The organism is Actinoplanes sp. NPDC048796, from assembly GCF_040650035.1.
In the GTDB taxonomy this organism is placed as follows: domain Bacteria; phylum Actinomycetota; class Actinomycetes; order Mycobacteriales; family Micromonosporaceae; genus Actinoplanes.
On sequence record NZ_JBEZGO010000031.1, the window covers coordinates 1 to 12,787 of the forward strand.

At 69.9% G+C, this 12,787-nt stretch carries 7 protein-coding genes; 6 read left to right on the forward strand and 1 reads right to left on the reverse strand.

Annotated elements, in window-relative coordinates; all coding sequences use genetic code 11:
• On the forward strand, positions 1-237 hold a 237-nt coding region (locus AB0C26_RS45990), incomplete at its 5' end, for a hypothetical protein (protein WP_360261602.1).
• An 853-nt stretch (positions 238-1,090) separates the two neighbouring features.
• On the opposite strand, the gene AB0C26_RS45995 is transcribed toward AB0C26_RS45990, so the two are convergent.
• Complete coding sequence (locus AB0C26_RS45995) at positions 1,091-2,131, reverse strand: LacI family DNA-binding transcriptional regulator (RefSeq protein ID WP_360261605.1); 1,041 nt, start codon at positions 2,129-2,131, stop codon at positions 1,091-1,093.
• A 138-nt stretch (positions 2,132-2,269) separates the two neighbouring features.
• On the opposite strand from AB0C26_RS45995, the gene AB0C26_RS46000 reads away from it, so the two are divergent.
• The 5 genes from AB0C26_RS46000 to AB0C26_RS46020 all read left to right on the forward strand — a co-directional run bounded on the left by AB0C26_RS46000 (position 2,270) and on the right by AB0C26_RS46020 (position 12,782).
• Positions 2,270-3,580 (forward strand): sugar ABC transporter substrate-binding protein, encoded by a 1,311-nt coding sequence (locus AB0C26_RS46000; RefSeq protein ID WP_360261608.1) that lies wholly within the window; start codon positions 2,270-2,272, stop codon positions 3,578-3,580.
• 141 nt (positions 3,581-3,721) lie between these two features.
• Positions 3,722-4,534 (forward strand): sugar ABC transporter permease, encoded by an 813-nt coding sequence (locus AB0C26_RS46005; protein WP_360261611.1) that lies wholly within the window; start codon positions 3,722-3,724, stop codon positions 4,532-4,534.
• Positions 4,534-5,349, forward strand: a complete 816-nt coding sequence (locus AB0C26_RS46010) for a carbohydrate ABC transporter permease (protein WP_360261613.1) — start codon at positions 4,534-4,536, stop codon at positions 5,347-5,349. The genes AB0C26_RS46005 and AB0C26_RS46010 overlap by 1 nt, the downstream gene beginning before the upstream one ends.
• 7 nt (positions 5,350-5,356) lie before the next feature.
• Positions 5,357-7,297 carry a beta-L-arabinofuranosidase domain-containing protein gene (locus tag AB0C26_RS46015; protein ID WP_360261615.1) on the forward strand — a complete coding sequence of 647 codons (1,941 nt, stop codon included), beginning with the start codon at positions 5,357-5,359 and terminating at the stop codon, positions 7,295-7,297.
• 40 nt (positions 7,298-7,337) lie between these two features.
• Positions 7,338-12,782 carry an OmpL47-type beta-barrel domain-containing protein gene (locus tag AB0C26_RS46020; protein ID WP_360261617.1) on the forward strand — a complete coding sequence of 1,815 codons (5,445 nt, stop codon included), beginning with the start codon at positions 7,338-7,340 and terminating at the stop codon, positions 12,780-12,782.
• Positions 12,783-12,787: the final 5 nt, after the last annotated feature.

Below are 12,787 nucleotides of genomic sequence, written 5' to 3' on the forward strand. Positions count from 1 at the left end.
TCGGTAGTGCGGACCGAGAGCGCGGCTCCGGCCGAGGCGGTAACGCACCCCGAGCTGGCGGTCCGGGCCGAGGTAGTGGAGCAGCGCGAGCCGACGAACCGGGCGGCGGCGAAGCCGGGTTCGGCACTCCGGGCCGGGGTGGCCGTGCTGTGCGGGTCGGTAGTGCGGGCTCGGGGTGGCGGCGAAGCCCAGGTCGGCACTCCGGGCCGAGGTGGCCGGTGCCCCGCGGGTCGATAGTGCGCGCCGGAGAGGGGGTGCCGCCCGGGTCGGTAGTACGGGCTGGGTGGGGGTGCCGCGCGGGTCGGTAGTACGGACCGGGGTGGCGGGATCGATAGTGCGGGCCGAGGTGGCGGCGCGGCCCGGGCAGGCAGTCCAGGCCAGGGGGCGGCGCAGCTCGAGCCGATGACCAGGCCAAAGCCGCAGCGTCGCTGGAGTCGACGAGCCAGCGGTGGCCACGGCGCAGTCCGAGCCGACTGGCCAGCCCGTGGCGGCGATGGTGGTGGTGCTTCCTGGGCCGACTGGTCAGACAGTGGGGCGGTGGCGCAGCCGGAGGCGGCTGGCCGGGGAAGGGGGCAACCGGAGGCGGCTGGCCGGGGGAAGCGGTGGCGTAGCCGAAGGCGACTGACCGGGGCGAAGCGGTGGTGCCAGCCCGAGGCGACTGGCCGAGGCGATGGAGCGGCGCCAGCCCGAGGCTATAGGTAGCGCCGAGGCGGAGGCGCGGGCCACCGCTGGGGGCGAGTCCGCTGGGCCGGGTGGATCCGCGCGCCGCACTGTGGGTTTTGGTGGTAGGGCGTGGCCGCGCCGTTCAGCATCGAGTGGTTCCGCGCGGTGTGGGCAAGGTCGCCGCGGGTGGCGTCACTCGCGCTGGTGCCATTGGTGATATGAGCGCGGTGATCTCGTCGCAGGGTGAGCCTGGTTATTCGTCGAGTGAGGCCATTCGCTGGACATAATACGGCGACCGGGGCGGCGATGGAAAGCGCGCGGATCGGCCATTCTGTGAAGTTTCCTTGTGGGCTCGCCCTTGCGAATTATGACTCGCTGAAATTTCCGCACGGGGCGCTGGTGATGTGGTTTCGGAGATGGGTCGAGGTCAGTCCAAGGGGGCTGTCGATTCTCGGGTGATCAGGCGGGGCGGGATGGTTTCGATGCCGGAGCCCAAAGTGCCGTCTATGGCCGCGAACAAGCGCTGGGCGGCCAGGCGGCCCAGCTGTTCCAGGTTCATGTCGATGGTGGACAGTGGGGGGCGGGCGTTGGCGGCCAGGATGTTCCAGTTGTCGAAGCCGATGACCGCCACCCGGCCGGGGACGTCCAAGCCCTCCTGGTGCAGCACGTCCAGGACGCCTCGGGCTATCTCGTCGGAGCCGGCGAAGATGGCGTCCACCGTCGGGTCTCTGCGCAGCAGCATGCGGGTGGCTCCTCGGCCCCAGGCCTCCGACCACGCGCCGTACCAGACCTGGTCGCCGGCCAACGGCAGGTCTTCTTCTCCCAGGCGGTTGAGCGCGCCTGCGGCCCGGTCGCGGGCGGCGCCGTAGGTGGCGTCGCCGGTTATGTGGGCTATGCGGCGGCGGCCGTGGCGGATCAGGTGGTCCACGGCCATGTGGCCGCCGCCTACGTTGTCGGTGACCAGGGACAGGTCCTGCGGGCTGTCCGAGGGGGAGTAGGCGTAGATCACCGGCACCGGCAGGTCGCCCAGTGACGGGCGGGCGTCGGGGCGGGCGCCCACCACGATCAGGCCGTCCACCCGGCGTGACAGCAGGGCGCGCAAGTGGTGGCGTTCGCGCACGTTATCGCCGCGGGCGTCGCAAAGGAAGACGGACGTTTGGTCGGAACCGAAGGCATCTTCGGCTCCCATCAGGATCGGGATCGAGAAGCGGCCCTCCAGGTCGGAGGTCAGCAGGCCCACCGTGCCGCTGCGCTGAGTGATCAAGCCCTGGGCCAGCGTGTTGGGGGAGAAGGACAGCTGCTCGGCGGCCCGCACCACCTTCTCCCTCGTGGTGGCGCGCACCTGCGGCTGTCCGTTGAGGGCTTTCGACGCGGTCGCGATGGAGACGCCGGCCAGCTGGGCGACGTCGCGCAGGGTGACCGTGCGGGTGGGCGGCTGGTCTCCGTCCGATGAAGACGGAGCGCTCATCGAAGCTCTTGACAAGAAATTTCCTCCGTATTACGTTCCTGAAAACGTTTTCGGTCCCCAAAACCCCAGGTCGCTGCGCTGAAGGCTACCCCATAACGGGCATGACCGAAAACTTACCGAAAACATGGAGGTGCATCCGTGCGACGCACGATATTGAAAGGCATCGCTGTCGCCGCCCTCGCGGGGCTCATGACGCCCGCGGTTGCCGCCTGTGGGGGCGGGGACGACAAGGGCAATCCGGCCGCGGCGCTGGCCGAGGTGACCGCCGAGGGGGTCGACGACGGCTCGGAGCTGACCCTCTGGACCCGCGCGCCGCTCGAGCTTCAGGCCAAGGCGCTCGTGGACGCGTACAACAAAAGCCACAAGAACCAGGTGAAGCTGACCATCGTCCCGAACGACGACTATGTCGCCAAGGTCGGTGCGGCGGCCGGCAGCGGCGATCTGCCCGACCTGTTCGCGGCCGACATCGTCTACGTGCCGAACTGGACCAAGGCCGGGCTGTTCGCCGATCTGACGGGCAACATCGGCAAGCTTCCGTACGCCGACAAGATCAACCAGGGGCACATCGAGGCCGGCACGTACGAGGGCAAGAAGTTCGTGTTGCCGTTCGTGCTCGACCTGTCGGTCATCTTCTGGAACAAGAAGCTCTACAAGGAGGCCGGGCTCGACCCCGAGAAGGGGCCGGCCACTCTCGACGAGTTCAAGGAGCAGGCGCTCGCCGTTCAGAAGCTGAACAAGCCGGGCGTCAACGGCACCTACTTCGGCGGCAACTGCGGCGGCTGCGGCGTGTTCACCTGGTTCCCGATGGTCTGGGCCAGCGGCGCCGAGGTGTTGGCCGACCAGGGTGAGAAGTCGCTGCTCGACAGCCCCGAGGCGCAGAAGGTCTACAGCACCTGGCGTGATCTCCAGAAGGCCGGCGCCATCGCTCCCGGCTCCAAGGACGAGACCGGCGCGACCTGGGTCGCCGCCTTCCAGGAGAACAAGATCGGCGTCATGCCGTACCCGGCGACGCTGCTGCCGACCGCGGCCAAGACCGTAGACGTCGGCGTCACCGCGATCCCGGGCGCCTCGGCCGGCGCCGGCTCGACCTTCGTGGGCGGTGACGGCGTCGGCGTCTCCAAGGACTCCAAGAAGGCGCAGCAGGCCTGGAACTTCCTGGCCTGGATGATGTCCGAGCAGGGTCAGGTCGACGTGCTGGCCGCCAACAACACCTCGCCGTCGCGCACCGACCTGGCCGACAACCAGTACTCGGCCAAGGACCCGCGGGTCGCGACGATCAACAAGGTGGCCGCGTCGCCGCAGAGCAAGACGCCGGTGGCGGTCAACTTCCAGCAGGCGTTCAACGCGCCCGGCAGCCCCTGGGTGACCCTCTTCCGCAACCAGGTCTACGGCGACGGTTCGAGCCTCGCGAAGGACAACGAGGCCATCACGCAGGTCCTGGGTCAGTGACGTAGTGGCGGCGCCGTGAAAAGCGCCGCCCTCACAACGGAGGAAAGCGCCGTGGCATCACCTCTTGTCGCGCACCGGGAAGCCAGTGCCAAAGTAATGAAGCCGACAAAAAGGCGGTCCGAAAAGGGGTGGGTCTATGCGATGCCCACCGCCGTCTTCGTCCTGCTCTTCTTCGTCGTGCCGATCATCATCGTCGCGCGGATGTCGGTCTCCGACTGGGGCCTGTTCGCCGGCGACCAGGGCTGGAACGCCCCGGAGAACTACCAGGACGTCCTCGACGACCGGCTGCTGTGGCCGGCGGTGTGGTTCACCCTGAAGTACACCGTCGTCACCACCGTGATCCTGCTGGCCCTGGCCCTCGGCCTGGCCCTGCTGGTGCAGGAGTCGACGCGCTGGACCGGCTTCCTGCGTACGTCGTTCCTGATCCCGTCGGCGCTCGGCCTGGCCTCGGCCTCGCTGCTCTTCTACGCCCTCTACTCGCCGCAGAGCAGCCCGCTCGACTTCTTCGGCCCGGTGTCGTTCCTCGGCACGCCGGGCAAGGCGCTCTGGTCGACCGTCGCGCTGATCGTGTGGCGGTTCGCCGGCTTCTACATGCTGCTTCTTCTCGTTGGCCTGCAAGGCATTTCCGCGGATGTGTACGAGGCGGCGCGGCTCGACGGCGCCAACCGCTGGCACACCTTCCGGTACGTCACCCTGCCGCTGCTGAAGTCGTCGATCGCGCTCTGCACGATCCTCTGCGTCACCGGCTCCCTGCTCGCCTTCGACCAGTTCTACATCCTCACCAAAGGCGGCCCGGACAACAGCACCATCACCATCGTCCAGCTCGTCTACAACATGGCCTTCCAGGGACAGAACAACCTGGGGCGGGCGGCCGCGCTGTCGATCCTCATCCTCGTCGCACTGCTGGTCCTCAACGCCCTTCAGTTCCGCGGCCTCCGAGACAAGGAGAGCTGATGCTGCGCTTCGTCCGCATGCCCCAGTACGTACTCACCGGCGCCCTGGCCCTGCTCTTTCTCTTTCCGCTCCTCTGGGCCTCGTACGCGTCGGTGAGCCCGCAGCCCGGCACGGCCCAGACGAAGGGTTTCGGTTTCGCCAACTACGAGACCCTCGCGAACTATCAGGCCGGCATCGGGCAATACCTGCTGAACTCGACCCTCGTCTCGGCCATGACCGTGCTGTTCACGCTCGGCGTGGCCACCTTCGGCGGGTACGCGTTCGCGATGTTCAAGTTCCCCGGCCGCAACGTGCTGTTCCTGGTGACGCTGGCGATTCTCATGGTCCCGTACGCGACCCTGCTGATCCCGCTCTACGTCCTGCTCAACCAGCTCGGGCTGCAGAACTCGCTGTTCGGCCTGGCCTTGGTGCTCACCATGTTCCAGCTGCCGTTCGCGGTCTTCATGATGCGCATCTCGTTCGAGGCGATTCCCAAGGACCTCAAGGAGTCGGCCGAGGTGGACGGCTGCGGCAGCTTCCGCGCCCTGACTCACATCCTGATGCCGGCGGTGAAGCCGGGCCTGATCACCGTGGGCCTGTTCGCCTTCCTGGCCGCCTGGAACGACTTCATCACCCCGCTGGTGCTGATCAGCGACTCCGAGAAGCTGCCCCTGCCGCTGGCCGTGGCCAACATGCGCCAGCAGGTGATGGGCATCGTCGACTACGGAGCGACGGAGGCCGGCGTGGTCGTTCTCGCGCTGCCCTGCATCGTGCTCTTCCTCGCCCTCCAGCGGCACTACGTCCGTGGTTTCATGTCCGGCGCACTCAAGGGTTGATCAACACGTGACCATCAACGAAGCACTCCCCACTCGTACGGACTGGACCGCGCGCGGGGGTACTCCCGCCGCACCCAGCACCGGCCGTCTTCGTCCCCTCGGCCTGCGCGAGGTCACCCTGCGCCCCGGATTCTGGCAGCGGCGCCAGGAGACCAACCGGGCCGCGTCGCTGGCGCACATCGAGCACTGGCTCGAGAAAGCGGGCTGGCTGCCCAACTTCGACGCCGCCGTCGAGGGCCGGCTGCCGGCCGGCCGCCGCGGCCGCGAGTTCTCCGACAGCGAGGTCTACAAGCTTCTGGAAGCCATGGCCTGGGAGTACGGGCGAGCCGGCGACCGGGACCTCGACGCGCGCTACCGGGCCATCGTCCGCCGGGTCGCCGCGGCCCAGGAGGACGACGGCTACCTCAACACCAACTTCGGCCGGCCCGGGCAGCAGCCGCGCTACAGCGACCTGGAATGGGGTCACGAGCTCTACTGCTACGGCCACCTGATCCAGGCCGGGGTGGCCGCCGCCCGCGCGTACGGCGCCGACGACGAACTGGCCCGCGTGGCGATCCGGGCGGCCGACCACGTCTGCGCCACGTTCGGCCCCGACGGGATCCCGTCGGTCTGCGGGCACCCGGTCATCGAGCCGGCCCTGACCGAGCTGTACCGCGTCACCGGCGACAGCCGCTACCTCGACCAGGCCGGCCTGTTCGTCGAGCGCCGCGGTCACCAGGTCCTCGACGACATCGAGTTCGGCCGGGCCTACTTCCAGGACGACCTCCCGGTCCGCGAGGCCGGCGTGCTGCGGGGCCACGCCGTTCGCGCGAACTACCTGGGCGCCGGCGCCGTCGACGTGGCCGTCGAGACCGGCGACACCGACCTGCTCGAGGCGGTGGCCCGGCAGTGGCGTACGGCGGTGGCCCGCCGCACCTACATCACCGGCGGGGTGGGTTCCCGCCATCAGGACGAGGCCTACGGCGACGACTACGTGCTGCCGGCCGACCGGGCGTACTCGGAGACCTGCGCCAGCGTGGGCTCCATCATGCTGAGCTGGCGGCTGCTGCTGGCCGAGGGCGACCCGCGCTACGCCGACCTGATCGAGCGCACGCTGTTCAACGTCATCGCCGCCTCGCCGGCCGACGACGGGACCCGGTTCTTCTACACCAACACGTTGCACCAGCGGGTGCCGGGCACGGAGCCGCGGCCCGACCAGATCGTCCCGCGGGCCGCCTCCAGCCTGCGCGCGCCCTGGTTCGCCGTGTCCTGCTGCCCGACCAACCTGGCCCGCACGTTCGCCGGGCTCGGCGCCTACCTCGCCACCACCGACGAGGACGGCGTCCAGATCCATCAGTACGCGGCGTCGGCGCTCGACGTCTCCCTGCCCGGCGGCCGTTCCGTCGCCCTCGAGATAGACACGAGATATCCGGCCGACGGCCGCATAGCGGTACGCGTCGTGAGCGCCCCCGAGACGCCGTGGACGCTCAGCCTCCGGGTGCCGCACTGGGCCGAGGGCGCCACCCTCGAGGAGGGCGGCCGGCGGCGCGGGGTGGAGCCCGGCACCGTGCAGCTCCGCCGCCGCTTCACCCCCGGCGAGGTCGTCGTCCTCGACCTGCCGGTGCGGCCCCGGGTCACCTTCGGGGACCCGCGGATCGACGCCGTGCGCGGCAGCGTCGCGGTCGAGCGCGGCCCCGAGGTGTACTCGGTCGAGTCGGTCGACCTGCCCGGCGGCCTCAGCGTCGACGAGGTGCGCCTCGACCTCACGGCCGGCCTGGCCGAGCGCGACGGCGAGGTCGTCGCCTCCTTCCGCCGGCTGCCCCCGGGCAGCGACGCGTGGCCGTACGGCGCCGCCACCCCACCCTCCGATGAGCACACGGCGTTCGAGGCGCCGCTGCGGCCGTACCACCGCTGGGCCCGTCGTGGCCCCTCCACCATGCGCGTCTGGCTGCCGGTCAACGGCGACTGACGGCCTGGCCACACACCCCCGTAGAAAGGTGTCCCCGTCCGTGCAGACACCACGATTGAGGGCGGCCCTGGCCGCCGGATTGCTCCTCACCTTCCTGAGTCCGACAGCCGCCGCCGAGGCGGCTCCCAACTCCGGCACGCCCTTGCCCGTCTTCAAGGGCGACGCCAATCCGGTGCCCGACGAGCGCACCGGATACCACGTCCGCAACCAGCTCCAGGGCATCTTCGACGCCGACGTGGCGGCCGGTGCCGGAAGCTCCACCGACAACGACTTCTGGGTCGACAAGTTGCTGGCCCGGACCGGCAGCCAGCCCGGCGGGTCGAACGGCGACGCCAACCAGTACCTGTTCAGCCGGGGCCGGGCCGCCTTCATGAAGACCCACACGCCCGGCGTGCTCGGCTTCGGCGGCGAGCTCGCCTACATCGAGTCGATCGCCGGTGGCCAGGGCGGATACACCATCACCGCGTCCGTGAACGGGGCCGACGTCACCCTCACCGAGGACGCCGCGCAGCGCAAGCAGACGCCCAGTTACTGGCGTTCGGTGTTCGTCAGCACCGCCGCCGGGCTGCGGATCACGCAGACCAAGTACATCACCGACCAGAACGTGCTCGTCACCGACGTCGAGGTGACCAGCACCAACGGGGCCAAGGACGTCGTGCTCACCGCGAGTTCGCCGTTCGCCCGCACGCTCGAGAGTGACAACGGCGAACTCACCGGCGCCGTTCGCGCTTTCAACAAGCTCACCGACCTGTTCCCGCGCTTCTCCGGCGACGGCTTCGTCCCGGCCGGCGGCACCCTCAAGCGGACGCTGGCCGTTCCGGCGAGCGGCTCCGTGCGGACCAAGGTGCAGTTGGGCCTCGTGGCCAAGGAGATTCCGGGTTCGGCGACCGAGTACGCCAAGTACCGCGCTCTCGCCCCGGCCGCCGCGTACAAGGAGCACGTCACCGCGTACAACCGCTGGTGGGCCGATAACGTCCCGTATCTGGACACCCCCGAGAACAACATCGACAAGACGCTGTTCTACCGCTGGTGGCTGATGCGGTTCAACTTCCTCGACGCCGACCTTCCGGGCAACGACTACCAGTTCCCGACGTCGATGGAGGGCGTGCTCGGCTACAACAACGCCATCGTGCTGACCACCGGCATGTTCATCGACGACCTGAAGTACTTCCGGGACCCCGCTTTCTCGTACGGGCCGTGGGTGTCGGCCGGTGAGGTCGCGAAGAGCACGAAGTACGTCGACAACCCGGGCGACCCGGCCAACTGGTCGAACAGCTACACCGAGTACATCTCGGAGGCGGCCTGGCGCTCGTACCAGCTGCACGGCGGACCGGCCGCGATCGCCGGGAACCTCGCCGAGTACGCCGAGAGCGACGTCGAGGGCCTGCTCGACGCGTACGACTTCGACGGCAACGGGCTCATCGAGTACAGCTGGGGCGCGATGACCGGCAACGACGCCGACGCGGTGTCGTTCGACTGGAAGCCCGGGAACATGGACCGCACCGAGAACGCCTACCTGTACTCGAACGCCAAGGCGTCCGCGGCCGCCTACCGGACCGCCGGGAACACCGCCAAGGCGGCCGAGATGGACGCCTTCGCCGCCCGCGTCAAGGCCGCGGTGCTGGAGAACCTGTGGGAGCCCGCCCGCGACACCCCGGACGAGATGGGCCTCAAGGGCAATCTGCTCAAGCACCGGCACGTGGCGAGTGACTCGCTCGTGCCGTGGAAGGAAATCAACAACTACTACCCGTTCTCGGTCGGGCTGATGCCCAAGCCGGGTGACCCCGACTACGACCAGCCGTACGTCGAGGCCTTGCGGCTGTTCGCCGACGACGCCCAGTACCCGATCTTCCCGTTCACCACGGCCAACCAGGCCGACAAGGCGGCCGCGGCCGCGCAGGGCGACCCGGGCAGCAACAACTTCTCCGTCATCAACTCGACGGTGACGTTCCGGATGCTCTCCTCGGTCCTGCGGAACTACCCGACGCAGTACATCAACGCCGAGTGGTACAAGAAACTGTTGTACTGGAACGCCTGGGCGCACTACCAGAACAACGGCGACAACCGGTACCCGGACCAGAACGAGTTCTGGGCCGACGGGTCGGCCGCCAACCAGAGCATCGGCTACCGCTCCTGGATCCACCACACGATCCTGGGCGCCACCAACTTCACCGTCATCGAGGACGCGATGGGCCTGCGCCCGCGCTCCGACGCCAAGGTCGAGCTCGACCCGATCGACATCGGCTGGGACCACTTCACCGCCAACAACATCAGGTACCGCGACAAGGACCTGACCGTCGTCTGGGACGCGCCGGGCGGCCAGCGGTACTACGGCGACACCCCGGAGGGCTACTCGGTCTACCTGGACGGGCAGCTCGCCTTCACCGCCGACAAGCTCGGCAAGCTGGTGTACGACCCGGCCACCGGCGCTGTGGACGCGGCGCCGGGAGTACACGTCCTCGCTTCCGCCAAGATCGGTATCAAGGCGCCGCAGGACGTCACCTACGCGGCCGGCGCCCGGGTCACCGACATCATGGCCAAGGCCGGCATGAACACGGCCACCAATGTCGCGGCCGGCCACCCGGCCACCGCCACGTTCTCGGCCCCGGGGCGCGCTCCGGCCGGGGCGGTCAACGGCACGACGGTCAACGAGCCCTTCTGGGGCACCGCCGGCTCGCCCGCCGCGACCGACGCCATAACCGTCGACCTGCAAGGGCCTCGGAAAATCGACGACGTACGGGTCCACTTCTACAAGACGTCGACCACGGCGACCGTTCAGGGCTACGCGCCGCCTTCGCAATTCACCGTCGAGTACGACAACGGCGACGGCTGGAAGACCGTGCCCGGGCAGAGCCGGTTCCCGGCCTATCCGCGCGGGAACCTCAACCAGGTCCGCTTCCCGGAGATCACCGCGCAGAAGCTGCGCGTGACCGTGCACCACGCGGCCGGCGCCAGGACCGGCATCAAGGAGATCCAGGCGTACGACAGTGGTGTCGCCGCCCCGGACGCGCAGAACGCCAAGCCCTTGGCCGACGCCTGGGTGGACTCCACCTACTCCCAGGACGGCTCGGTCCGGCTGCTCGGCCTGGCCCAGGACGACGGCACGCCGGGCACCCCGGTGACCTCCTCCTGGTCGGTCGTGGACGCCCCGGCCGGCGGCTCGGTCGCCTTCGACCCGGCCACCGCGCCCACCACCATCGCCCGCTTCACCGAGGCCGGCCGGCACGTGCTGCGGCTGACCGTGAACAGCGGTGACGAGACCTCCACCAAGGACGTCGTCGTCAACGCCACCGCCCTCGCCGAGGGCGAGATCAACATCGCCACCTCGGCCGCCGCGTCGGCCGGCTTCACGGCCGGCTGGAACAACGTCGACGCCGTCAACGACGACAAGGCGCCGTTCTTCAGCGGCGGGTCGAACTCCGACATCTGGGGGACGTGGACCGGCAACGAGCCGGCGACCCGCTGGCTGCAGTACGACTTCCCGTCAGCGGTCCGCGTCGACCGGGCGTCCATCGACTTCTGGTCGGACAGCACGGCCGGCGGCAGTGGCGTCGCGGTCCCGAAGAGCTGGAAGATCCAGTACTGGGACGGCACGGCGTGGAAGGACGTCACCGGGGCGACCGGCTTCGACCCGGCCGTGCGGGGCCGCACCAACGCGGTCGGCTTCGACCCGGTCACCACGACCCGGCTCCGGGCCACGTTCAACGCGCTGCCCAACGCGGCGGGAACGGCGTACTCGGCGGTCGGCGTCACCGAGTGGCGGGTCTTCGCCTCCGCGGCGAGCTCGATCCAGCCGGTCGACGTGCGCACGCCGACCGGTGTGCAGCCGGCCCTGCCGGCCACCGTCCAGGTGACGTACGCCGACGGCGCCCGCCTGCCGGTCGCGGTGGCCTGGGGCGAGATCGACCCGGCCCGGCTGGCCGAGGTCGGCGACTTCACGGTCAGCGGCTTCGTCGCCGGCACCACCCTGACCGCCTCGGCCCACGTGTGGGTCCGCGGCAGCGCCCCGGTGCAGATCAACACGGTCGACCCGGTGGCGGTCACGACCGCGGTCGGCGTCGCGCCCGTCCTGCCGGCCGGGGTGACGGTCGGCTACAACGACGGCTCGCGGCAGAGCGGCATCGGGGTCACCTGGGCGCCGATCGACCCCGCGTCCTATGCCAAGGCGGGCACCTTCGAGGTGACCGGGCAGGTCGCCGGCACCGACAAGCCGGCCACGGCGACGGTCACCGTCGGCACCGGCGGACCGGTCGACACCTCGGCCCCGGTCGTCTCGCTGACAGCCACGCCGGAAGCGGCCTGGACCATGTCGGACGTCAAGGTGACCGCCTCCGCGACCGACAACCGGGACCAGTCCCCGGCCATCGAGGTAGCGGTCGGCGACGGCGCGTTCAAGGAGTACACCGGGCCGGTCACGGTGACCGCCGAAGGCTCGACCACGGTCAAGGCCCGCGCCACCGACGGCGCCGGCAACGTCTCGGCGGTCACCTCGCTGGTGGCCGGCATCGACCGGACGAAGCCCACAGCGGTGGCCTCGTACGACAAAGCAGCCCGGACGGTCACGATTACCGGAACCGACGCCCTGTCGGGCATCGGCGCGGTGCAGTACCGGCTGACCGGGACGCCGGACTGGACGACGGCGACCGGCGCGGTGCCGACCGGCTCGGCCGCCACCACTGTCGAGTACCGGTCGGTCGACAAGGCCGGTAACACCTCGGCCGTGGGCACGCTCGAGGTCGAGGCGGGGCAGGCGCCGGTGAACGTGGCCCGCACGGGCACGGCCTCGGCGTCGTACACGCCGGGCTGGGTCACCGCCGACAACCTGGCCGACGGCGTCACGCCGACCGGGCCGATCGGGCCGAACACCGACGTCTGGAACACCTGGCCGCAGGTCGGCGAGCAGTGGATCCAGCTCGACTGGGCCGCGCCGGTGACGGTGGACCGCAGCCGGATCTGGTTTGTCGACGACATCGACGGCGACGGCAACGGCGTCGCCCCGCCCCGCGCCTGGAAGCTCCAGTACTGGACGCCGGCCGGCGCCTGGCAGGACGTCGAGTCGCCGACGGCCTACGGCACCTCCGCGACGGCGTGGAACACGGTCGGTTTCAAGGCCGTCACGACCACGAAGCTGCGGGCCCTGCTGACCGCCAGTGGCACCGAGGAAGGCAAGGGCGCGCCCGGCGTCCAGGAGTGGGAGGTGTACGACGTCGCGGCCCCGGCCGTCCCGGTGGCCGCCGAGGCGAAGACACAATGCCTCGCCGGCAAGGCGTACGTGTCCGTCACCGCGCGCAACAACGGCGACCGGCCGCTGACCGTCGAGCTCGTCACCCCGTACGGGACGAAGACCGTGACCGGCCTCGCCCCCGGCAAGATCGCCTACCAGTCCTTCACCAGCCGCACCACGCGGATCGCCGCGGGCACGGCCGGCGTGAAGGCCGAGGGCACCAGTGTGCCGGCGCCGTACGGCGCCATCAGCTGCTCATAGAAGGA